At 58.0% G+C, this 23,644-nt stretch carries 17 protein-coding genes, 1 tRNA gene and 1 pseudogene; 10 read left to right on the top strand and 9 right to left on the bottom strand.

Going from position 1 to position 23,644, the window contains the following annotated elements:
• Positions 1–35: 35 nt before the first annotated feature.
• Positions 36–2,747: a polysaccharide deacetylase family protein gene (locus ACO0LO_RS12875; protein ID WP_422964617.1), complete on the bottom strand. Its 2,712-nt coding sequence runs from the start codon at positions 2,745–2,747 to the stop codon at positions 36–38.
• Between the two features lie 233 nt (positions 2,748–2,980).
• Between ACO0LO_RS12875 and ACO0LO_RS12870 the strand changes: the two genes are divergently transcribed.
• Complete coding sequence (locus tag ACO0LO_RS12870) at positions 2,981–4,168, top strand: GIY-YIG nuclease family protein (protein WP_422964616.1); 1,188 nt, start codon at positions 2,981–2,983, stop codon at positions 4,166–4,168.
• Positions 4,169–4,257: 89 nt separating this feature from the next.
• On the opposite strand, the gene ACO0LO_RS12865 is transcribed toward ACO0LO_RS12870, so the two are convergent.
• Positions 4,258–6,435 (bottom strand): aminotransferase class V-fold PLP-dependent enzyme, encoded by a 2,178-nt coding sequence (locus ACO0LO_RS12865; protein ID WP_422964615.1) that lies wholly within the window; start codon positions 6,433–6,435, stop codon positions 4,258–4,260.
• A 155-nt stretch (positions 6,436–6,590) separates the two neighbouring features.
• On the opposite strand from ACO0LO_RS12865, the gene ACO0LO_RS12860 reads away from it, so the two are divergent.
• Together ACO0LO_RS12860 and ACO0LO_RS12855 are read left to right on the top strand one after the other, a co-directional pair.
• Complete coding sequence (locus ACO0LO_RS12860; protein WP_422964614.1) at positions 6,591–7,070, top strand: Lrp/AsnC family transcriptional regulator; 480 nt, start codon at positions 6,591–6,593, stop codon at positions 7,068–7,070.
• Positions 7,071–7,142: 72 nt separating this feature from the next.
• Entirely contained in the window at positions 7,143–8,051 is a 909-nt protein-coding gene (locus ACO0LO_RS12855; protein ID WP_422964613.1) for an AEC family transporter, read from the top strand.
• A gap of 75 nt (positions 8,052–8,126) precedes the next feature.
• On the opposite strand, the gene ACO0LO_RS12850 is transcribed toward ACO0LO_RS12855, so the two are convergent.
• The 6 genes from ACO0LO_RS12850 to ACO0LO_RS12825 all read right to left on the bottom strand — a co-directional run bounded on the left by ACO0LO_RS12850 (position 8,127) and on the right by ACO0LO_RS12825 (position 13,490).
• Positions 8,127–8,729 carry a 50S ribosomal protein L25/general stress protein Ctc gene (locus ACO0LO_RS12850; protein ID WP_422964612.1) on the bottom strand — a complete coding sequence of 201 codons (603 nt, stop codon included), beginning with the start codon at positions 8,727–8,729 and terminating at the stop codon, positions 8,127–8,129.
• Positions 8,730–8,859: 130 nt separating this feature from the next.
• Positions 8,860–9,816 carry a ribose-phosphate pyrophosphokinase gene (locus tag ACO0LO_RS12845; RefSeq protein ID WP_422964611.1) on the bottom strand — a complete coding sequence of 319 codons (957 nt, stop codon included), beginning with the start codon at positions 9,814–9,816 and terminating at the stop codon, positions 8,860–8,862.
• A gap of 142 nt (positions 9,817–9,958) precedes the next feature.
• A tRNA-Gln gene (locus ACO0LO_RS12840) sits at positions 9,959–10,035 on the bottom strand.
• Between the two features lie 71 nt (positions 10,036–10,106).
• Entirely contained in the window at positions 10,107–10,961 is an 855-nt protein-coding gene (gene ispE, locus ACO0LO_RS12835; RefSeq protein WP_422964610.1) for a 4-(cytidine 5'-diphospho)-2-C-methyl-D-erythritol kinase, read from the bottom strand.
• 8 nt (positions 10,962–10,969) lie between these two features.
• Complete coding sequence (gene lolB, locus ACO0LO_RS12830; RefSeq protein ID WP_422964609.1) at positions 10,970–11,608, bottom strand: lipoprotein insertase outer membrane protein LolB; 639 nt, start codon at positions 11,606–11,608, stop codon at positions 10,970–10,972.
• A 100-nt stretch (positions 11,609–11,708) separates the two neighbouring features.
• Entirely contained in the window at positions 11,709–13,490 is a 1,782-nt protein-coding gene (locus ACO0LO_RS12825; RefSeq protein WP_422964608.1) for a tetratricopeptide repeat protein, read from the bottom strand.
• Between the two features lie 216 nt (positions 13,491–13,706).
• Here ACO0LO_RS12825 and mutM point away from each other — a divergent pair, with 216 nt between their 5' ends.
• The 4 genes from mutM to mutY all read left to right on the top strand — a co-directional run bounded on the left by mutM (position 13,707) and on the right by mutY (position 19,258).
• The gene (gene mutM / locus ACO0LO_RS12820; RefSeq protein WP_422964607.1) at positions 13,707–14,528 is read left to right on the top strand and encodes a bifunctional DNA-formamidopyrimidine glycosylase/DNA-(apurinic or apyrimidinic site) lyase; all 822 of its coding nucleotides are present in this window, start codon (positions 13,707–13,709) and stop codon (positions 14,526–14,528) included.
• A 47-nt stretch (positions 14,529–14,575) separates the two neighbouring features.
• Entirely contained in the window at positions 14,576–16,513 is a 1,938-nt protein-coding gene (locus ACO0LO_RS12815) for a dynamin family protein (protein WP_422964606.1), read from the top strand.
• 203 nt (positions 16,514–16,716) lie between these two features.
• Positions 16,717–18,111 carry a class II fumarate hydratase gene (gene fumC / locus ACO0LO_RS12810; protein WP_422964605.1) on the top strand — a complete coding sequence of 465 codons (1,395 nt, stop codon included), beginning with the start codon at positions 16,717–16,719 and terminating at the stop codon, positions 18,109–18,111.
• 19 nt (positions 18,112–18,130) lie between these two features.
• Positions 18,131–19,258, top strand: a complete 1,128-nt coding sequence (mutY, locus tag ACO0LO_RS12805; protein WP_422964604.1) for an A/G-specific adenine glycosylase — start codon at positions 18,131–18,133, stop codon at positions 19,256–19,258.
• A 30-nt stretch (positions 19,259–19,288) separates the two neighbouring features.
• Here the strand turns inward: mutY and ACO0LO_RS12800 are convergent.
• A pseudogene (locus ACO0LO_RS12800) lies at positions 19,289–19,921 on the bottom strand (LysE family translocator).
• A gap of 290 nt (positions 19,922–20,211) precedes the next feature.
• Here ACO0LO_RS12800 and ACO0LO_RS12795 point away from each other — a divergent pair.
• The 3 genes from ACO0LO_RS12795 to ACO0LO_RS12785 are packed head-to-tail and all read left to right on the top strand — an operon-like array spanning position 20,212 to position 23,635.
• Positions 20,212–21,681: an alpha/beta fold hydrolase gene (locus ACO0LO_RS12795; protein WP_422964603.1), complete on the top strand. Its 1,470-nt coding sequence runs from the start codon at positions 20,212–20,214 to the stop codon at positions 21,679–21,681.
• A complete protein-coding gene (locus ACO0LO_RS12790) occupies positions 21,678–22,475 on the top strand; it encodes an ATP-binding cassette domain-containing protein (RefSeq protein ID WP_422964602.1) in 798 nt (265 codons plus the stop codon). Before ACO0LO_RS12795 ends, ACO0LO_RS12790 begins: the two co-directional genes overlap by 4 nt.
• A complete protein-coding gene (locus ACO0LO_RS12785; protein WP_422964601.1) occupies positions 22,472–23,635 on the top strand; it encodes an ABC transporter permease in 1,164 nt (387 codons plus the stop codon). The genes ACO0LO_RS12790 and ACO0LO_RS12785 overlap by 4 nt, the downstream gene beginning before the upstream one ends.
• The last annotated feature ends 9 nt before the right edge of the window (positions 23,636–23,644 follow it).

Raw genomic sequence — 23,644 nt, 5'->3', positions numbered from 1 at the left:
ACGCCGTCATGACAGGGTATTTGCCATCTTCCCGCTTACTCCAGCTTTTTCAGTTGTTCCTTTACATACGGCGCATTCGGATTGTTCGGCGCCAGCTCCAGGAAGCTGGCATAGGCTTTTTTGGCCTTGTCGGCTTCGCCCAGATGCGCCCTGGCATCACCCAGGTTCAGGTAGGCGATGGCGCGTGATGCGTCGATCTTCAGCGTGTTTTCAAACCAGCGCGCAGCCTCTGCATATTTTTCTTGCTTGTAATACACAAAGCCCAGGTTATTGGCTGCGAGGCCAAAGTCCGGACGATATTTCAAGGCTTCGGTAAAGGCTTTCTCCGCTTCCGCATATTGCTTTTCTTTATACAACTGCAAGCCCTTGTCGTTGGAGCGCTGCGCCAGCTGGCGGCTGGAGGCGTCCACCTGCTTGGGCGCGGCAATTTTCTGTTCCTCGCCTTGCAGATTCTTGATCGTGATTGTTGCGCCGCCATTGTCTGCGACTTCGGCCTTTAGTCCTTTATCCAGCTTGGTATTCATGGCGATGGCATCGGCCGGCAGCTGGCTGGTCTGCGCGCTGAGGAACTCGGTTTCGGTCGGCAGTTCAAAGACGAATTCGCCGCCTTCGGAGCCCGGCAGGCTGCCGAACGCCGGCGTCTGTTGCGACACGCTGGATACGGCCGGCGCGATATAGGCCGCCAGTTCGGTGGCGGTGATCATGCCGTCGCCATTCAGGTCGGCCTTGCCGGACAGGGCCTGCAACAGCGTCCACGTGAAGATCGAATGGCCATTGGGGCCGCCGTCGGCCACCATCTGGTCGGCGCCGCCCGCGGTCAGCATTTGCCGGCCCATGCGCTTGGCATTCTCGCGCAGGAAATTGGCGGAGCCGCCGCCCCGCGTCAGCCCCAGGCCGCTGTAACAGGCATCCATGACAAACAGGATGTGCTTGGCATTCAGGCTCTCTGCGATATTCTGCAAGTCGGTCATCGGGATCGCATCAAAAGTCAGCTGTTCCGGATCTGAGTCTACCGGAATGATATAGCCGAGATTACGGCCTGAGCTCAGCTGCCGCGTGGCGCCGTGGCCCGCGAAGAAGACAAAGACGCGGTCGTCTTTTTGCAATTGCGAATGGGCAAGCTTGTCGTGGAACAGCGCCATGATGTTGTTGCGTGTTGCTTCGCCATTGGTCAAGGTCAGCACCTTGTCGCTGGCAAAGCCGAAGCGGTTCACCAGTGTGTCGCGTATCGCCTTGGCGTCCTGCACCGCATATTGCAGTTTCGGCCATTTGGCATAGTCGTTGATGCCGATCACCACTGCCCAGCTGTTCTGGTAGCCGGTACTGACGGCGACTTTTTCGGTGCTGGGCTTGTTGTCCTTGCTGACGCTGAATTCCTTGCCGTCCCAGCCGGCAAAGCTATAGCCGTCGGCGATCAGCTTGTCCAGCACCAGCGGCAGGGCCTTGATACTGCGGTCGTGGATATCATGGAACAGGATGATGCCGCGTTTTTCCTTGTTGACCTGGCTCAGCACGCGGTCGGCGATGGAACTGGGCACCGGGTCTGCCCAGTCCAGCGAATCGATATTCCACATTACAGAACGCAGGCCCAGCGAAGTCAGCAGATCCATGCCTTCCTTGTTGCGCGCACCGTAAGGGAAGCGGAACAGCGGCGCGCGCTTGGAATCGACTGCTCTCAGCAACTGGTCGGTCTGCGTGATTTCATTGTGCAGGCTGTCGCCGGTCTGCTTGGACAGCAGCGCGTGGCTATAGCTATGGTTGCCCAGTGCATAGCCGGCGGCCAGCAGGTCGCGGCTGATTTTCGCATTGCTGCCCAGCGTTTCCTTGCCTTGCGCATTGACGCTGCCGATGTTCTTGCCCACCTCAAAAAAGACGCCGGGCACATTGTACTGCTTCAGTATCGCGGCGATTTCCGCGGTATAGCGCGGATGCGGGCCGTCGTCGAAGCTGAGCACCACCGTTTTGGGCGGCAGGCCGGCGCCGAAGATTTCCGTGCTCCTGGATTCCTTGTTTTCCTTTGCATCTGCGGCCGCCATGGCAGGTGTCGGCGCATATGGAAGGATCACGCCGTAATCCTTCATGATCTGGTCACGCGTGTACACGGTGCGTAGATGGGCCACGTAATCGTCCCAGCGTTCGCGCTTGGGCTGTATCGCGCGACTGTCGAAGCGCGAGAAGATGTCTTTCAATTCCTTGTCGTATTGCTTTTCAATATCGTCGAGCGCCGTCAGGTCTTCCGAGATGCGTTTATGCAGCTTGATCGATGGCAGGGTTTGTTCCGCGGCCACCAGTTTTTGCATGCTGAGCAAGGTTTCGCGAAACGCCAGCCTGTCGGCGTCATACAGGTCCTTGCCGGATTCTATATATGTCAGCATCGCATCGTAGCTGGCTTCGCGCTGTTGCTGCGACAGGCTTTGAAACTGCTGCAACTGCTCGTCTATCTTTACCTGGCGGCCCAGGTTCTCATGGAACAGCGACTGGCCAACCTGATTGGCGGCCGCCTTCTCCTTGGCATCCAGGCTTTTCTCGTCGGCAAGAAGCACAATAATTTTTCTGTACGCGGCCAGCAATTGCTCTGGTCCCGCGAGAATTTCTGCCGATACAGGGCTTATGGCGCCCGGCGCGCCATCGGCACTGCCGGAAGGTCCTGCAGACGGGGTTTTCTTATAGGCCAGGAAACCAGCTGCACCGGCCGCGCCCAGGACAATGACGGCAATGGCGGCAATAAGGGGACGACGATAGATCATGAGCAGACGGCGATTGAAGAGAAAGCAACATCTTATCAGCATGCTTAATTTTTACGCTTGGCAATATTTGAATATTGGCCTGTAAATGCGAAAAGAGAGGGGTTTCCGTCGTTTTATTCGCGGCAAGGAAAGGTGTCCCAAGGCCCTAGACTGTAAAACCCCGTAATGCCGTTTGATATGCGCAATCTTGATGCGTTATGACAGCGGCACCAGCCATATTGCAGGTGCAAACAATGACGCCACACCATACCGCCTATCGTGAACCCCGGCCCAACCGCGGCGTACCGGGTATTGTCTACCTGCTTGCCAACCAGGGTTTGCGCGATGGTGTCTACAAGATAGGTTCCACCCGCCGCTCAGGCTGGTCCAAGGCGATGGAACTGAATCGGGACATCCACAACACCATACCGGGAAGCTTCGTCTGCGAGTTTGAAATGCATACCCGCGACAGCGGCGGCGCGCTCGAATTGATTTTCCAGGAATTGCAGTATTGCCACCGGGGCCGCAAGGAACAGGATTATTACGAACTGGAACTCGATCGCGCGAAGGAAGTGATAGGCAGGATATGCGCGACAGTCGATGAGGATATCCTGACGCGCCACAAGGCGAGGCTGGACCAGATCAGGCATCACGACCAGCAGGGCGATATCGAGGTTGCCGGAGATGAGCACCCGTCTGAAGACGTCACGTCCTCTGGCGTTTTCAAGAAAGCTTACCTGTGGATGACCGCCGCAGTCAGCATGGTGGCGCTGGTAGCGGCTGCATGGGTGGTCACCGCATGGACGGATGGCAACCATTTGTATGCCGGTAATGTGCCTGGCCGGCAAAGCATCTCCGGCGATGCCGGCGCCGCGGTGCAGAACGGTTTTACCGGCGGTAGCGATGCCCGTACCGGCATGCTGAATACTTCTGCTGCTGCAGCAACCCAGGCGCCGCCGGCTGAACCCGTAATGCCTGTGATTCTCCCGGCCATCAAGGCGTCGGCGCAGGATAAATACGCCGCGATACTGGCAAAATTGAGCGAACAGGAAAAGAGTGCGATCGGCCTTGCCTGCCTGACGCAAAAGAATAGCGACAAGAAAAACGGTTCTGCCGCCTTCAGTAATTGCGTTACCCGGCAACTGGCTGCGTTTGATCCTTCGCAGCGGCCCGCAGGCATGGCGGAACTGAATCCGGATGAAAAAAGTGCGCTGGAATATGCATGCCTGGGCGACAAATACGGCAAGGGCCTGGCCGCCTATAACTCCTGCCTGAGCCGGCAGCTGGAGGAATTTGATCCGTCCACGCGTCCCGCAGGCATTTCACGACTCAGCCCCGCTCGCCAGCACAGCATACAGTCTGCGTGCGCCCAAGACAAATACCAGAACGGTCCTTCGGCCTACAACCAGTGCCTTAGCCGCCAGATGGCCCAGATAGGCTAAATAGGCTAAATAGGCTTCCGGTATTCGCTGCTACACCGCGATCAAAAGGCTGGCCCGGCATTTGCCGCGCCGGCTTTTTTTTGTTGCCGTCAGCAGGTAGTGCCGGCAAGGCTCCACGCTTTTGCGTGCCCGAGGCGGCGCAGGCATCTGGCTGCGGCTTCTCCGCGTTTTCCGCTACGGCAAAAAAAGATCAGCGGTTGTTCGCTGTTGCCAAGCCAGGCGCTGGCATGATCAGCAAGCCGCGAAAGGGGAACATTCAGCACCGGCGCATCGAAACCGTCGGCATCAATGAAATGGTGTTCGTAAAGCTCCCTGACATCAATTAGCAGCGTATCGGGCAGGTCGTGTGACAAATCCCTGATAAGGTCCGGATGGATATGCACATCTTCTTCAGTGCGGTCAGCGGCCGGCGCCGGGCTCTGTGCCGGTAACAGCGAAGAATAGAAGCGGCGCTCGCTGCCCAGAGTGGTGATGAATTGTGTGTGATGGTCGTGCGCCGGGCAAATGATGCATTGCTCACCGACCAGGTTGGCCAGTCCCTGCAGCGTACCGCGCGTAGTTGTGGTCGATACAGAGCTGCTATCCAGGCCGCCTATTGAAACAGCGTCTCCAGTGAACACATAGCGCGCGGCGGAAGCTTCCATGCGACCGTCTGCCGCTGCGCCGGCCACATAGGCAAGGCTTTCGCCGGTGCTGGAATGCAGCGCTGCGCGCGCCAGCACCAGTTCGCCCAGTTGCAGTGCCTGCACGTGCTTGCCGTCGGCAAGGGTGATACCTATGGCACTTTTATCCGGCCAGCCCATGCTATTGCATTCGGTGGCGGGGAACTTGTCTGCCAGGGCTTCCGTCAGCAACGCGCGTGCGGAATCGTGGGCGGCGTTGTGCCGCGTATCCAGTATTGCAAGCACTTGCAGGTTCTGGCCTTGCACCTGATGCACAAGACGGGGTACCAGCGCGGCAACCGGGTCGATAATGATGCAGCTGCCGGTATCGGCATCCGCTAGCAGCCAGCAGCACGCGCCTTGCGACTCCAGGCGCAGCACGCCGTGCTGGCGCATTACTGCCGCACCGCCGGTCGGTACCAGGCAGGCGCTGCGCAAGGCTGCGCCGCATTCGATGATGCGGGCGCAGCCTGCGGCGATATCTGCCTCCGTCGTTGCCGGGCCGAAGGACATGCGCACTGCGGAAGCTGCATATGCATCGACGATGTGCATCGCGCGCAAGACGTAGCTGGGCGCAGCAACACTGGAACTACAGGCGGAGCCCGAACTGACTCTTATACCCGCTGAATCAAAAAGGTCCAGCAATTCCTTGCTTGCCATATCCGGAACAGAGAAGTTGATGGTTGTCGGCACGGCCAGTTCGAGCGGGGCATTCAGGACTATGCCAGGAAAAGCCTCGGTCAGCGCCGCAACCAGCCTGCTGCGGAATGAATACAGTACAGCGGTATCCTGAAACACGGGATCGCGGTTTTCCAGCAATTCCAGCACGGCGTTCAGTGCCATGATCCCCGACATATTTTCAGTGCCGGAGCGGAACGCCGACTCTTGTCCGCCGCCGACCATGATGGGGGTGACAGGCGCTCCCTCGCGCGCATACAGCATGCCTATGCCTTTCGGCGCATACAGCTTGTGCCCGGAAAATGTCGCGTAGTCTATCTTCGTGGCGTACAGGTCAAGCGCCATTTTACCCAGGGCCTGCACCGCGTCTACCAGCCACAAAGCGGGGCTGGCACAGGCTCGCAGCACTTGCTCTATGCCGCCCAGGTCAGATATCACGCCAGTCTCGTTATTGACTGCCATCGTACAGATCAAGGCTGCCGATCCAGCGTGCTCACGTAAAAAGTGAAGATCGTGGCGGCCGTCTGTATCTACCGGTATGGCCATTATTTCGCAATCGAGGCCGAGCAACCGGCTCCAGTGCAGGATGCTTTCCGACACCGCTTTATGTTCCGTCGCACCGTATAACAGCTTGGGCCGCGCTTGTCCGGCGGCGGGTGCGCGCTGGCGGGCGGCGTTCAGCGCGGACAGGACGGCAATCTGTATGCCTTCGGTGGCGCCGCTGGTAAAAACCAGCTGCCCGTTGCCCGCGCCCAGCACCCGCTTAGCTCTTTGCCTTGCCGAATCCAGCTGCGATTTGGCTTGCAGGCCGCTGATGTGCGTGCTGCTGGGATTGCCGAAATGCGATGTCATTGCCAAATTTGCCGCCGCGGCGGCTTGCGGCAGGATGGGCGTCGTTGCATTGTTATCCAGATAAATTTCCAGCATGCCTGATCCGTAAAGTGATGCGCTTGCGCGTTTGCCGTTTGCCAATGAGGGACGAATCCCTGTACAACATCTTAGCAATGTCTGAAAAGAAATTTTTACCTAATATTTGCCTAAATATTGAGTAAATAAGAAATTTATTCTATAAAATTGGATTTATGGATAAAAAAGATATTGATATTCTGGAGATTTTGCAGAAAGATGCAACGATAGCACTGGCCGATCTGGCGCAGGCGGTGCATCTGTCGGTGACGCCTTGCTGGCGGCGCGTGCAAAAATTGCGGGAAGACGGGGTTATCCTCAAGCAGGTCAGTATTTGCAACCCGGTCAAGCTGAACCTGGGCCTGACGGTCATGGTGACGCTGAAAGCGGCCCAGCATAATGAAGCCTGGATGCAGAATTTCATCGGCGGCGCCAGCGCTATCCCGGAAATTGTAGAAATCCTGCGCATGAGTGGCGATATCGACTATCTGCTGAAAGTGCATGTGCCCGATATGGCGGGTTTCGACAGCGTGTACAAAAAACTGGTCAAGGTCGCCGACCTGCAGGACGTCAGTTCCAGTTTTGTCATGGAAGTGCTGAAGAGTACGACCGCGCTGCCGCTGGACTATGCGGTGCTGAAGCAAGGCAGGAATTGAACGCCCTGGCATGCAAGCCGCGTGGCGCTGCATCGTCAATTCGAATTGAATTAACAAGACTGAGAGCCGGTAGTGGAAATATTTGAACGCATTCTCGCCATCATCCTGCCGGTATTTATCGTCATCGGCCTGGGTTATGTGTACGCCCGCTATAAAGGAGCATCGGTCAAGGAAGACATGGTCGCGGTGAACCGCATCAGCATGGACGTGCTGTGTCCGCTGCTGGTGTTTACCGCGCTGGCGGGCAAGGAGTTCGACGTGGTGCAGAATGCCTGGCTGATACTGGCCGGCGTACTGATCGCCCTTGGTTCCGGCTTGCTGGCCTGGCCGGTGGCACGCCTGCTGGGTTATGACGTGCGTAGTTTTGTGCCGCCGATGATGTACAACAACTGCGGCAATATGGGTTTGCCGCTGGCGGCGCTGGCTTTCGGCGCCAGTGGCCTGTCGGCGGCTGTTGCTCTGTTCATGGCTTGCAACCTGGTGTATTTCACGCTGGGTATCAAGATTATCCAGAAAGGGCATCCGGCCCATCAGGGATCATCGCTGAAGTTCCTGTTGAGCCCGATGATGCTGGCGATGCTGCTGGGGATGGTGTTTGCGCTGCTGCATATCCACTTGCCTGATACGCTGTTCGTGGCGCTGAAGATGACCGGCGATTCCTGCATTCCCATCATGCTGTTCGCGCTGGGCGTTCGCATGCTGGACATCAGTTTTTCCAGCTGGCGCATCGGCATGGTGGGAGCGGTGGTTTGCCCGGTAGCGGGCCTGCTGGCGGCGCTGGCGCTGGACCTAGTATTGCCGCTGACGCAGGCACAGCGAGGACAGATGTACCTGTTTGCCGCGCTGCCGCCGGCAGTGTTCTGCTTCATGGTGGCGGAACAGTATCAGCAGGAACCGGACAAAGTGGCTTCCATTGTCATGCTGGGCAATGTTGCGGCGCTGGTATTCGTGCCGGCAGGTTTGTGGATGGGATTGCGGTAGCACTGTAGGGCAAGCCGCAGAAAAGAGGACGTAAAAAAAGCCGCCCTGAGGCGGCTTTTTCGCAAAAGCTGAAAATTATTTCTTTTCTTCAGTTGCTTCGGCTTCAGCAGCAGTAGCGCCTGCTGGTACCACTGCGATTGCAACGGTTGGGTTGCTGTCGCCGTGTGCAACGATAGTAACGCCCGCTGGCAACACAACGTCGGACACGTGCAGGGACTGGCCGGCAACGATGTTGGACAGGTCAACAGTAACGAACTCTGGCAGGTCGGCTGGCAGGCAGGAGATATCCAGTTCAACAGCAACGTGGCTGATGACTGCTGCGTTCAGTTTAACGGCTGGAGAAACTTCAGCGTTAATGAAATGCAGAGGCACTTTAACGTGGATCTTCTTGTTAGGATCAACACGTTGGAAATCAGCGTGCAATACCAGTTGCTTGTATGCGTGGACCTGGAAGTCGCGCAACAATACTTTTTCTACTTTGCCGTCTACTTCCAGATCCAGGATGGAGGAGTGGAATACTTCTTTTTTCAATGCATGGTACAGCGCATTGTGGTCCAGAGTGATAGAGACAGGGGCTTCCGTGCCGCCGTAGATGATGCCAGGTGTTTGGCCAGCATTGCGCAGGCGGCGGCTCGCTCCGGTCCCCTGTTCTTTGCGTGCAAATGCGATTACTTTCATTTTGAAACTCCATGATGTGCAGGCTTGGGGAAAATATTCCATGCCTGCGGGTTGATCCCCCGCGACCAGGGGATGCTAAAAAGGCTCCGCCAGCGGCGGAGCCCGAAAAAACGGTACTGACTAAACTTGCTTAATCGGCGAACAGCGAAATGACCGAATCGCCTTTGGTGATGCGGCGGAAGGTTTCTGCCAGCAGGCTGTCGCACGACAGTTGGCGGATCTTGCTGCATGCCCTGGCGGCTTCCGTCAGCGGGATCGTGTCTGTAACAACCAGTTCGTCCAGCGGCGATTGCGAAATGCGGTCTATGGCAGGGCCGGACAAGACCGGATGCGTACAATAGGCCAGCACTTTCTTGGCGCCGCGTTCTTTCAATACTTCTGCCGCCTTGGTCAGCGTGCCTGCGGTATCGACCATGTCATCCATGATCACGCAGTTGCGGCCTTCGACTTCACCGATGATGTTCATCACCTCGGAGACGTTGGCTTTCGGACGGCGCTTGTCGATGATCGCCAGGTCGCAGTTCAGGCGCTTGGCCAGAGCGCGGGCGCGGACCACGCCGCCCACATCCGGCGACACTACCAGCAGGTCATCGTAATTCTTGGCTACCAGATCGCCCAGCAAAATCGGCGATGCATAAATATTATCTACCGGGATATCAAAGAAGCCTTGGATCTGGTCGGCATGCAGATCCATGATCAGCACGCGATCAACGCCTGCCTCTTCCAGCATGTTGGCAACGACCTTGGCCGAGATTGCCACACGTGCCGAACGCGGGCGCCTGTCCTGGCGTGCGTAACCGAAATAAGGAATCGCGGCAGTGATGCGGCCGGCGGACGCGCGTTTCAGCGCATCGACCATCAGGATGATTTCCATCAGGTGGTCATTGGTCGGCGCGCAGGTGGACTGCAGCACGAAAACGTCCTTGCCGCGCACGTTCTCATTGATCTCCACCATCACTTCGCCGTCCGAAAACTTGGAGACGTTCGCTTTGCCTAACGATAAGCCAAGTTGTTTGGCAACGCTGATGGCAAGTGCCGGATTGGCGTTGCCGGTGAAAACCATCATGTTATCGTGTGCGTGTGCCATGAAGAGACCTATTGGCTAAAGTTAAGGCGGGATATTCTTGCATAATACCTCTGGCAACAAGGGTAGTCTTAGGAATTATGCAAGAACACTGGCTTAAAACTGAAAAAGCCGCCGCACATGTCTATGCGGCGGCTTAATTTAATGGCAGGGGATGAAGGATTCGAACCTTCGTATGCTGGAATCAAAATCCAGTGCCTTAACCAGCTTGGCGAATCCCCTACACAACCGTTTGTCTGTCGTATTAATTTGCCGCTATTCTAGCGGTATTTCAACGTCAAACCAAGTCTTTATTACGTCTGCATTAAATAATCCAGAGGATGTTTATGCAGTGCTTTTGCTTTCCAGGATTTCCAGCGATCCGGTACCTGCCGTAGTGCTTCATCTGCTGAAAATTCGTCAGCAAACGCGCAAAATACACAAGCTCCCGATCCTGTCATCCTTGCTTCGCCGTAAGTGGAGAGCCATTGAATGGCTGCATCGACTGGCGGAAACAATGCGCTGGCAACTGCTTGCAGATCGTTTTTTCCAAACATTTTTATATGACTGGAAAAGTCCGCTATTCTGATTGGTTTTGTGTCCCTTGTCAACTCTTTTGCGGAAAAAATTGCAGGTGTCGGCACCTGTACGCCGGGCTCGATGACGACGAACCAGCATTCGGCGGTTTGTATCGGCTGCAACAGTTCACCTACCCCTTCGGCGAATGCATTCCTGCCGAAGATAAAAAACGGTACGTCGGCACCCAGTTGCAGGCCCAGTTGTTGCAGTTCCGCGCGGCTGAGTCCGGTCTGCCATAAGTGGTTCAGCACCATCAGCGTGGTCGCCGCATCGGAAGAGCCGCCCCCAAGTCCTCCGCCCATCGGCAGTTTTTTATGCAGTGTCAGGTCGGCGCCCAGCTTGCAGTCCGTGTAGCTTTGCAGCAGCCGTGCTGCGCGCACGATCAGGTCGCTGTCTTCAGGCACGCCGGCAACATCGTTGCAGCGGCGTATTGCGCCGTCAACGCGCACGGCGAAGTCCAGCGTGTCGCTATAGTCGATCAGCTGGAAGGCGGTTTGCAGCAGGTGATAACCATCGGCGCGCCTTCCGGTGACATGTAGGAAAAGGTTGAGCTTGGCCGGCGCGGGGCAATGCAACATCGAGGGTTCCATGCCGCCTGCTATTCTTTTTGCGGGTTTTGCTGGTCCAGCACGACGCGCAGCGTGACGTTGCCGGCCTGTTCAGTGTACCGGTTCAGGTCTATGCGTTTGGGCAGAGACCGGTCATCTTGCCAGCTGGCATAGCGCAGCTGCCAGCCGTCGGAGGACAAAGTCGCATCGTTGTCGGCGGCCACGGCAACCCGTTCGCCTGTGGCATTGCGGATGAAACCCTGCATCCAGTCGCGCATGCCGTTGATCGGCATAGGCCAGCCCAGGGTTTCGCTCATCAGGCTGTCGAGGTTATCCGCATGTTTTGGCGGTTGCTTGGACTGCACCAGCGTGGCGCCACGGGCATCCGAGGTGATGGTGGCAACTGTCTGGCCGGTCGGGGAGAGTAGCGTGACCTTGGTGCTGTCTTTATCCTGCTTCCATTCAAAACTGCCGGGCAACGACTGTTCCCTGTTGTTCTGGAAGTACAGCACCAGTATGCGGCCGCTGAGTTCCACATCTTCATGGTAGACACGCGGTGTTGTTGCCTGTGCAGGCTCGCGGCTGGCCATGCTTGCGCAGCCCGATAGCGCCAGAGTCAGTAGCAAACCCGGCAGCGAGCCTGGCAAGGGTAGGTTCAGTAGCGGGCGGTGAAATCGGATGGATGGCATAGACAATAGCAAAGGTGTGCTCAAGATCAAAAAGACCTCAACGGATATTCAGAGGAACCGCGAGCCTGTTGCAGCAGACAGGCCCAGCGGGTATCGGCGATCAGGGCTTGGCGTTGAGGCGCTGCAAGGTGCTTTTCAGTACTTCATTGTCTGGATCTTTCGCCCTGGCTTCGCGCCAGAATTTGCGCGCATTGTCTTTCTGGCCTTGCGACCACAGCACTTCGCCCAGATGTACGGCGATCTCTGCGTCGGGCCGTAAAGTGTACGCGCGGCGCAAGGCTTCTTCGGCCTCCGCAGGTTTCGCCAGGCGGAACTTGACCCAACCGAGGCTGTCCAGGATGAAAGGATCATCCGGCGCCAGCTGCAGCGCCTTTTCTATCAGGCTCAGCGCCTCGTCAAGCCGGATATTGCGCTCGGCCAGTGCATAGCCCAGCGCGTTATAGGCATGCTGGTTATTCGGCGCCAGTTCCATCACTTTCCTGAGCGAAGCCTCCATCTCCGTTACCTTTTGCTGCGACTCGGCAATCATTGCGTAGTCGTACAGCAGGTCGGGATTATTCGGGAAGCGCTGTATTCCTTCTTCCAGCACTTTGCCGGCTTCCTGCGGCTGTTTGGCTTCCCTCAGCAACTGCGCTTCGGCCTGGACCAGCTGCACCTTGTCGTCGTCGCTGGTGACAGCAACTTCTTTCAGGAATTTGCGCGCGTCGACCAGTTTGCCGCTTTTTGCAATGATCTGCGCGCGGCGTATCTGCACATTCAGGTAGGCAGCATTCCTGCCGTCATAGGATTCGACCTTGGACAGCCATTCCAGTGCCGCTTTGTCGTCCTTGCGGTCGCTGGCGATCTGCGCCAGGTTGATCAGCGCGGGGGTGGGATCGCGTTCCTCGGCAGGATTGGCTTCCAGCACGCCCAGGTAATCGTTGAAGTATTTTTCCGCAACCTTGGTGTGTTTGCCTTCCATCGCCAGTACACCCAGCGTATACATGACACCGACATCATCCGGTTTGTCGCGCAGCAGATGTTCGAATTCCGCAGTTGCCTTGTCCAGCTGTTTCAGGTCAATCAAAATGCTGGCATAGGCCAGCCGCACGTCGCGCGCTGCCGGATTTTTGGAAAGGAAGCCCGACATTGCCTTGGCCGCATCCTGCTGGCTGGAGACCTGCGCGATGGTCAGGATGGCCAGTTGCGAATCGGGTTTTTGTCCCAGCGCTGTCTGCGCTTCGCTCAACGCGCGCGCATTGTCGCCGCGTGAATAAGAACCTTGCGCCAGCGCCAGATGGGCTTCATAAGTGGATTTATAGGGATCGAGCAGCGCTTCCAGCGTGTCGAACGCGGCATTCTTGTCACGCGCGCGGGACAGCAGGCGCTGGGCCTGCAGCATGATTACGCCGTACTGGCTGGCGGGAGCGCTTGCCAGTTTTTCAGAAAAAACGCGCTGGATTTCCGCCAGGTTATTGTTCATCACCATGAAGCCGAGGTAATACTGCGTGGCTTCATTGGAGTTGGGCGCGAGTTCGCGCCATAGGCGGATGGCTGCCATTGCTTCACCGGGCTGCTTGACCGACAGCGCAATTTCCGAGGCGCGGCGCGCCAGGCGAGGGTCGCGGGTCTGCTGTGCCACGCTCAGTATCGTAATGTAAGCGGCTTGCCAGTTGCCGCGCTGGTAAGCGATTTCGGCGGTCAGCAGCTTGTAGAAAATCTCATCGGTCAGTTCAACGGCCGGCAACTGGTCCTCGCTGGACGGCTGGTTGATGCCGTTTAGCGTTTTTTCGGCGTCCAGCGCCGCATGGGCGGCATCCGAAGCCTGGTGGGCTTCGTCCGTAGGTGCTTCCGCGACGGGCTTCATGCCGGCGCAACCGGTCAGCATCAGCGATGTTAACAAGGCAATTGGTGCTATCGACGTTAAAATGGGTGAAAAAATATTTTTCAAAACAGAATCCTGATATGTCGACGATCTCTGATTTTACGCCTAAAGCCGGGTCGATGCGCGAGGCTACGCCGGTTTTCTGTGTGTCAAATTGTATGAAATTTAAATAAATTTATCCGTTCGGCCGCGCACTTTCAGTCGCGCCGTCGGCGGAGTACAGGTAGCTTATTTATGCCAGAATTGCCAGAAGTAGAAGTCACCCGCCGTGGGGTCGCCCCCCATCTTACAGGTAAGACAGTCACTGACGTAATCGTACGCCGGGACGGCTTGCGCTGGCCGTTTCCGCCGGGCCTCAAAGCCTTGCTGACCGGCAGGCGTGTCCTGGCCGCCGGCCGCCGCGGCAAATACCTGCTGCTGGAATTTGAGCACGGTTCACTGCTGATTCATCTTGGCATGTCCGGCCACTTGCGCGTGCTGCCGGTGCTTACGCCGGCGGAAAAGCATGATCATATTGATATCGTCGTCGGTGAGCAGAGCCTGCGCATGACGGACCCGCGCCGTTTCGGCGCAGTGTTGTGGCATTCCATCGAAGACGGCCATGTCGATAACCACTTGCTTTTGCGGCAATTGGGCGTGGAGCCGCTGGAATCCGGATTTAGCGCCGAACTGCTGCACCGGCAGACGCGGCAGCGTAGCGCGCCGATCAAGCAGGTGCTGCTGGCGGGTGATATCGTGGTCGGGGTGGGAAATATTTATGCGTCGGAAAGCTTGTTCCGGGCCGGCATCAACCCGAAAACCGCGGCAAACCGCGTTAGTCTGGCGCGCTACAAGCTGCTGGCCCAAGCCATACGCGAGACGCTCGCGGCTGCAATCGAGAAAGGCGGCAGCACGCTGAAGGATTTTATCGGGGTCGACGGCCAAACCGGTTACTTTCAGCAGAGCTACTTCGTTTATGATCGTACCGGCGAAGCCTGCCGGGTATGCGGCGCCGCGATCAGGCAAATCAAGCAGGGCCAGCGCACGACATTTTACTGTGTCAATTGTCAAAAATGAGCTGAGATGCTAGATTCTGCATATATAGAAGATTGATTGGGGGCAACATGAGTAATCTGGTTCAACGATTCCAGGAATACAGCGACTGGCGCAGGGGTGTGGTGACTGCGCTGGAGCAGTATCGCTCATGGCTGGGCAGTTCCGATCTGGCGGACGCAGCAAGCGACCAGCGCATCAGCCGTTTGCTGGAAAGATTGGTAGATGACAAATTGTCTATCGCTTTTGTTGCAGAATTTTCACGCGGCAAGTCGGAATTGATCAATGCGATCTTCTTTGCCGAATACGGCCAGCGCATACTGCCTTCTTCTGCCGGCCGCACGACCATGTGCCCGACCGAACTGCTGTACGATGAAACCATCCCCCCGTGCATACGCCTGCTGCCGATAGAAACCCGGGCCGAGGCCCAGTCCACCAGCGACTACAAAGGCCAGCACCATGTGTGGACAGTGCTGCCGCTGAACATCAGTTCCGGCGAAGGCATGCTGGAAGCCTTCAAGCAGGTCAGCTTGACAAAGAAGGTGACGCGCGAAGTCGCAAAATCCTACGGACTGTTCGACGAGAACGATCCGGATGCGCCGCTGGAAGTCGATGAAGACGGCATGGTGGAAATTTCCCAATGGCGCCACGCGATTGTCAATTTTCCGCATCCGTTGCTGAAAGAAGGCCTGATCATCGTCGATACGCCGGGGCTGAATGCAATAGGCACCGAGCCCGAACTGACGCTGAACCTGATCCCGAATGCCCACGCGGTGCTGTTCATCCTGGCGGCCGATACCGGCGTGACCAAGAGCGATATCGATGTCTGGCGCAATCACATCGGCGGCGGCGCGGGACGCATGGTGGTGCTGAACAAAATAGACAGCATGTGGGACGAATTGCGCTCGCCGGAGGAAATAGAGAGCCAGATCGCGCACCAGATCAGTACTGTTGCGCATACGCTGGCGCTGGATGAGAAGCAAGTGTTTCCGGTGTCTGCGCAAAAGGGCCTGGTGGCCAAGATCAACAAGGATGCAGAGCTGCTGGCAAAGAGCCGCCTGCCTTCGCTGGAAAACGCACTGTCGCACGAATTGATACCGGCGAAGCAGGACATCATCCGTTCGCAGCTAAGCAAGGACGTGGGTGAAATCACCGGCGCGCACCATGCGGTGATGTCTTCCCGCAGCCGCAGCGTGGTGGAGCAGATGCTGGAACTGAAGAGCCTGCGCGGCAAGAACAAGAGCGTCATCGACCACATGATGAAGCGCATCGACGCCGAGAAGAAGGAATTCGATACCAGCCTGATCAAGATGCAGGGCACGCGCGCGGTCTTCACCCGCCTGTGCACCGAGGTCTATACCAGCCTGGGCATGGACATTCTGCGCGAAGAGATACGCAAGTCCCGTGACGCGATGGAAAAAAGCAAGCTGTCGATAGGCCTGCGCGAAGCGGTGAGGCAGTTCTTTGCGCAACTCAGGCATAACCTGGTGACGTCGAACAAGAAGACCGACGAAATCTCGGAAATGATGGCGATCATGTACCGCAAGTTTTCTACCGAGCACGGCCTGGCGCTGTCCGCGCCGATGCCGTTTTCGCTGGACAAGTACATCAAGGAAATCGCCGCGATAGAGTCGGTGTACCAAAAGCAATTCACGACTGCGGCGATGCTGACCACGCCGCAAGTGATCCTGATGCAGAAGTTTTTTGATTCGATCGCATCACGGGTCAAGCAAAGCTTCCTGCAGGCCAACCGCGATGTGGAAGCCTGGCAAAAGGTAGTGATGGCGCCGCTGGAAGCGCAGATCCGCGAACACAAAAGCCAGCTGAAAAACCGTATGCAGTCGATACAGCGCATCAATGTGGCGACCGACAGCCTGGAAGACAAGATTGCGAGCTTTGAATCGATGCAGGCCGACATTGACGCCCAGAAGAAAACCATGGCCGACCTCGAAGGCAGCCTGAAGTCCGCACTGGCGGCGGAGCTGGTTGCGCTGAAAGTGGCCGCATAGGGCATAATCATGTTTTGCAGGCAGTTTTTGCAAACATAGCCATCCAATTGCTCGCATAGGCAATGGCCTTCGATTCAGGCTGCCCGTAATTTACCGGCCTGCCAGCCTCCCACCCATTGCGACCGGCGGCGCCCGTTATTTCCGGCGCGGCGTCCGCGATTGTATGGATTCTTCAAACGGACAGCTGGTTACAAGGAATCCCTATGTCAAATCACCGTACAGAAACAGACTCGATGGGCGCCGTCGAGGTGGCAAACGAAGCCTACTGGGGCGCGCAGACTCAGCGCTCGATACAAAATTTCCCAATCGGTATTGCCCGCTTCAAGTGGCAGGCGCCGATGATACGCGCGCTTGGCATTCTCAAAAAAGCAGCAGCGCAAGCCAATGCGGAACTCGGCGAATTGCCGGCCGATGTTGCCAAGGGTGTCATCCAGGCAGCCGATGAAGTCATCGAAGGCAAGCTGAATGCACATTTCCCGCTGGTGGTATTCCAGACCGGTTCCGGCACGCAGTCGAACATGAACGCGAATGAAGTGATCTCCAACCGTGCGATCGAGATCGCTGGCGGCGTCATGGGCAGCAAGGCTCCCGTGCATCCGAATGACCATGTCAACCGCGGCCAGTCGTCCAACGATACCTTCCCGACGGCAATGCATATCGCCGTTGTCGAGCAGCTGTACCAGCACCTGTTTCCGGCGGTGGAGCAGTTGCGCAATACGCTGGCGGCCAAATCGGCGGCGTATAAGGATATCGTCAAGACCGGCCGCACGCACCTGCAGGATGCAACGCCGATCACGCTGGGCCAGGAAATCGGCGCCTGGGTTGCGCAGCTGGATTTTGCATTGCACACGGTCAAGCAGACTTTGCCAGGCGTATACGACCTGGCGATAGGCGGTACGGCAGTCGGCACCGGCCTGAACGCGCATCCGCGTTTCGGTGATCTGGCGGCGCACTGTATCGCGCAGATTACCGGTTACCCCTTCCGCTCGGCCCACAACAAGTTTTTTGCACTGTCGGCGCATGATGCGCTGGTGAATGTGTCGGCGGCATTGCGCACGCTGGCGGGTGCCATGATGAAGATCGCCAACGACGTGCGCTGGCTGGCCAGCGGCCCGCGTTGCGGCATAGGCGAACTGAACATCCCCGAAAATGAGCCGGGCTCATCGATTATGCCGGGCAAGGTCAATCCTACCCAGTGCGAAGCGATGACGATGGTATGCGTGCAGGTATTCGGCAACGATGCCGCCGTAGCCTTCGCCGGCAGCCAGGGTAATTTCCAGCTGAACGTCTACAAGCCCGTCATGGTGCACAATGTGCTGGAAAGCATAGAGTTGCTGGGCGACACCTGCAACGCCTTCCACGACCAGTGTGCCGTGGGCATAGAGCCCAACCTGCCGAAGCTGAAGGAAAACCTGGACAAGAACCTGATGCTGGTGACAGCGCTGAATCGCCACATCGGCTACGACAAGGCAGCGTCGATTGCCAAGAAAGCGCACAAGGAAGGCACCAGCCTGCGCGACGCGGCGCTGGCTTCCGGTTATGTAACGGCGGAGCAGTATGTACAGTGGATCGTGCCGATAGACATGACCCATTCCTGAACACGAGGCATTAGGCGAATTGAACCACCAATTGAACCACGAAGCGAACTACGAAGACCCAGGCTTTTCCGCGGACGTGATCCGTTGGCAGAAGCAGCACGGCAGGCATAGCCTGCCGTGGCAGCAGACACGCGATGCGTACAAGGTATGGCTGTCTGAAATCATGCTGCAGCAAACCCAGGTGACGGCGGTAATTCCGTATTACCAGCGTTTCCTGGAAAGTTTTCCCACAGTGCAGGACCTGGCTGCGGCAAGCTCCGAGCAGGTCATGTCGCACTGGAGCGGCCTCGGCTACTATACCCGCGCGCGCAATCTGCACAAATGCGCGCAGCAAGTGGTGGCGCTGTATGGTGGCCGCTTTCCATCCGACCCCGCCTTGCTGAAAGAATTGCCCGGCATAGGCCGTTCCACCGCGGCGGCGATAACCGCGTTCTCCTACGGCACGCGCGCGGCTATCCTGGACGGTAATGTGAAGCGCGTGTTTGCGCGCGTGTTCGGCGTTGAAGGCTATCCCGGCGCCAAACCGGTGGAAGACGGCCTGTGGCTGCGCGCCGAGGCGCTGCTGCCTGAGCAGGATATAGAATCCTATACGCAGGGCCTGATGGACCTGGGCGCGACGCTATGCACGCGCAGCAGCCCGGGCTGTCCGCGCTGTCCGCTGCAGCAGCGCTGCGTTGCCTATGCCAGCGGACGCGCGGCGGAACTGCCGGTGCGCAAGCCTAAAAAGCAGCAAAGGGAAAAACAGGCCGTCATGCTCGTCATGTTGCATGAAGGCCAGGTATTGCTGGAGCAAAGGCCGGACAGCGGCATCTGGGGCGGCCTGCTGTCGCTGCCGGAGCTGGATGGCATGCAGGACGTGGACGACGAACCCGATGCGCTGGCAGATGCCTTCCCGGAAGTGACCAGGCTGGCGCAGCAATTCGGCGACGTCGACACAATAGAGGCGCTGCCGCCTTTTGCCCACGTCTTCACGCATTTCAAGCTGAACGTGATGCCGATACAATTCAAGATGGCCAGCCGGCATGACAAGATTGCCGAATCCCGGCATGTCTGGTATCCGACGCAGCAGATCGGCGATGCGCCCTTGCCGGCGCCGGTGAAGAAATTGCTGCAATCCCTGCTGGCTCCCAGCTTGTGGTCGGTCTAGCCAGGGTGTCATCGCCTGGCGGCGGGTAGACTAGCGGCGCTGTTCCAGAGCGAGCCGTACCGCGAGTGCTGCCAGTACGAAGCCCATTACCCGCCGCTGCACGGCCAGCCATAGCGTATTGCGCGCAAATCACGAAGCAATTGCCGCGGCAGAAAGCGTGATCACCAGATTGACGCTGAAGCTGACCAGGATTTGTGTCATACCCAATTCCACGCTCTGCATGAATACAGAGCCGCGCTCCACGCGCACGAATTGCGGAAGCAGAGACAGGTAAAACATCGCCGCCTTGGGATTCAGCAGGTTGGTCAGGAAACCCATCAGGAACAGCTTGCGCGGCGAATCCAGGGGCAGGTCTTGCGCCTCAAAGGGTGAGCGTGCGCCCGGCCTTACAGCCTGCCATGCCAGCCACAGCAGGTAGCCGGCACCCGCGAATTTAAGGATTTCGTAGCCAAGCGGGATAGCCATGAACAGCGTAACCAGGCCTACCGCTGCCGCCAGCATATGCATGACAAAGCCGGTGGCGATGCCGAGCAGCGAGATGACGCCGGCCATCCTTCCCTGGCAAATAGACCTGGATACCAGATACATCATGTTAGGCCCCGGTGTAATTACCAGCAGCAGGGCCGCTCCGGCAAACAATAACAAATCTTGGAAAGGTATCATGCTGCATGCGCTTTCTATCGTGTGTATGGTATGCCTATAAACTTAATCGTTAACAGGCCCTGGCGAGCCGGCATCTTCATTATCGGGATTTTGCCTATCCCGAACAGGTATAGATTGCAGCAAGTTTGCGCATAACAGGGCACCGCGCGTTCTTGGGCCGCAAATCGGCAGAGGCAATATCGTGTTTTTCAGGTTTGACAGTGCGGATGAATGTTGTAGTATTAATTAATTGAAATTCACCGCAGCAGGAACAAAGCCTCACGTTTAAACGGGGCACGCAGGAGACGAATTTGCCCCACAGGATGTTCGCAGGCGCAGCATTGTGCCTGAGCCTTTTATTACCCGGTCTGGCTGTGGCAGCCACTCAGGCATGCCGCGTTCCCGAGTTCCCTCAGGAGGTACAGTGCGGCAAGGTGCAGCGTCCGCTGGACCCTGCCCATCCCGAGGGCAGGAAAATCGACGTCAGCTATGTCGTGGTGCCGTCGCAGGACAGGAACAAACTGCCGGATGCCATCTTTCTGCTGGCCGGCGGACCTGGGCAGAGCGCGATCAGCGTCGCCGGCTGGGGGCAGTTCGCATTCAGCAGGCTGAACCGGCGGCGCGATCTGGTGTTTGTGGATCAGCGCGGTACCGGCCGCAGCGCGCCGTTGAAGTGCCCGGAACTTGAAAACAGTGGCGATCTGTCCGATACCGAGCAGGCCCTCCACAGTGCGCAGCAATGTCTGAGCCGGCTGCAGGCACTGCCGTATGGCGACCTGAAGCAATTCACCACTACAATCGCGATGCAGGACCTGGACGCGGTCAGGCAGGCGCAGGGCTATGCAAAAATCAATCTTGTCGGTGTTTCCTATGGCACTCGCGCGGGGCTGGAGTACTTGCGCCAGTTCCCGCAATCGGTCCGGCGGGTGATCCTGGATGGCGTGGTGCCGCCGGATGAGCGTCTGCCCTCCAGCGATGCGCAACTGGCGCTGGATGCGCTGTTCTCCGGCTGCGCAAAGGATGCGCGTTGCAATACGGCTTATCCGCAGCTTGCGCAGCGCTGGAACAGCCTGCTGGCGTCCTTGCCGCGCCAGGTCACGTTGATTCATCCGCGCCTGGGCAATGAAATGCAGCTGCAGATGACGCGCGACCTGCTGGTCAGCATGGTGCATAAGTCGCTGTATGCGCCGTCCAGCCTCGCAGGGCTTCCGTACGCACTGACGCAGGCGGAACAGGGTAAATATGCGCCGCTGGTGGCGCTGAGCGGCGTCACCAGCCAGCCTGACCAGTCCAGCATTGCCTACGGTATGCATTTCTCCGTTTGGTGTGCAGAAGAATATGCGCGCCTTCCTGTAACGTCTGCGGCGGATGAATTCTCCCGGTTGATGGACGGCATGTATAAACGGATCTGCGAGAAATGGCCGCGCGGCGATGTGCCCGCGGCGTTTTACACAATACCCCGCAGCCCCGTTTCCGTGCTGCTGCTGAGCGGCGGCATAGATCCGGTAACGCCCACCTTGCATGGCGCGCATGTTGCGGCAGCACTGGGGCCGAAAGCCATGCATCTTTCAATCGGCAATGCCGGGCACGGCCTGATGTCGCAGGGCGGCTGCCTGCGCGAACTGGCTTACCGTTACCTGAATGCGAAAGATGACAACGAGGCAGCCAAGATTGACACTTCTTGCGTGCGGCAAATACCTCGTCCTATGGCCTGGCTGCCGCCCGTGCCGCCGTCGCAAGCCGGCGCCGCTGCGCCTGCAAACCCCGGAGCAAAGCCATGATCAGGGTAGAGGACTTGCACAAGGAATTCATCAGGGAGGAACGTTTTTCTTTCCGCAAACGCGCCCGTGAAACCGTCAAGGCGGTGGACAGCGTCAGTTTTACTGCAAAAGACGGCTCCATTACCGGCCTGCTCGGCGCCAACGGCGCCGGCAAGACCACCAGCCTGCGCATGGTGGCATCGCTGCTGGCGCCCGACCGCGGCGAGATCACGGTTGACGACGTAAAAGTGGTGCCTGGCCAGCAAGCCTCGCTGTCGCGCATGGGAATACTGTCCGATGCGCGCGGCCTTTACCCCAGGCTGACCGCGAGGGAGAACATCCATTATTACGGCATCCTGCATGGCATGGAGCGCGGCCTGGTAGAACAGCGCACCGAGCAACTGGCACACTGGCTGGACATGGACAAGCTGATGGAGCGGCGCACCGACGGCTTCAGCCAAGGTGAGCGCATGAAGACGGCGCTGGCGCGCGCGCTGGTGCACGATCCGAAGAACATCATTTTGGATGAACCTACCAACGGACTGGATGTGGTGGCGACCCGTTCGCTGCGCGAGTTCTTGCGCTGGCTGCGCTCGCCGGAAGGCGGCGGCAAATGCATCATCTTTTCCACGCACATCATGCAGGAAGTGGAGCGCCTGTGCGACCATGTGGTGATTGTGGCGGAAGGCCGAGACGTTGCCTGTGGCAGCGTGGATGAGTTGCTGGTGCAGGCCGGCGAGGCCGATTTCGAAGATGCTTTCGTCAAGCTGGCCTTTCTGCATCCGGCTGCACATTCTGACAGGACCCTGGCATGAAATCCATATTCGCCATATTCCGCAAGGAGATGATGGATGCGATGCGCGACCGGCGCACTTTGCTGGTAGTGCTGCTCAGCTCTTTGCTGGGGGTGCCGCTGCTGTTGCTGATCGTGTCGGAAGTGCTGTCTCAGGTAGAGTCGCAGGAAATCAAGCGCACCGTCGTCGCCGTCGATATGCAATATGCGCCTGGCCTGGAAAGCTATATCCTGCGCCAGGGCTACCAGATCCAGCCGGCGCCTGCCGACTACGAAAGCAAGCTGCGCAGCAAGGAACTGACCCAGCCCGTGCTGCTGGTGCCGCGCGACTTTGACGGCAAGCTGGCGCGAGGCGAAAAAGTGACGCTGGAAGTCGTATTCGATACTGCCAATACCCAGGCCCAGTTCGGCCTGCGGCCCCTGCGGAAGGTGCTGGACGGCTATACGCAGGAGTACGCTTTGCTGGGCCTGATGATGCGCGGCGTGTCACCCGAGGTGCTGCAGATGGTGGAGATCAAGGAGCGCCAGATCAGCCGCCTAGAAGAGCGCAAGGTCACCATTACCGGCATGCTGCCGTTCATGCTGATCATGGCCATTGTGATAGGCGGCATGTATGCGGCCATCGACACCACGGCTGGCGAGCGCGAGCGCGGCTCGCTGGAGCCGCTCATGATGAATCCCGTCTCCGGATGGCAACTGGCAATCGGCAAATGGGGGGCGGTCGCCACCGTCAGCATGACGGTCGTGGTGCTGACGGTGCTGAGTTTTTTCCCTTCGCAGTGGCTGATCCGCAACGAGACCCTGCGCGCCGAATTCCAGTTCGGCGGACGAGAAGCCTGGGGTTTCCTGATGGTGCTGTTGCCGCTGGCTGCCAGCCTGGCGGCGATACAGATTGCGGTGGCGCTGAATTGCAAGAGCTACAAGGAGGCGCAGGTGCGCAACCAGATGTTGAGCCTTGTCGTCAGCATGGTGCCGCTGGTGCTGACCTTCAATCCCGGCCGTGAGCCGGCCTGGTTCCAGTGGGCGCCGGTGCTCGCGCAGAACATCATGATGAACCATGTGCTGAAAGGCGAGGCCGTCGGGCATGCGGCGATTGCGATCGCCTTGCTGGTATGCGCGGCGCTGACAGTGGCGAGCCTGTCTTATGTCGCGCAGAAGATGCGGCGGGTTGTGATGGGGTAAGGGCCTACC

This window comes from Undibacterium sp. TJN25 (assembly GCF_049339885.1).
Lineage (GTDB): Bacteria > Pseudomonadota > Gammaproteobacteria > Burkholderiales > Burkholderiaceae_D > Undibacterium.
The sequence above is the reverse complement of the archived record's forward strand: the minus strand, read 5'-3'. Positions and strand labels throughout refer to the sequence as shown.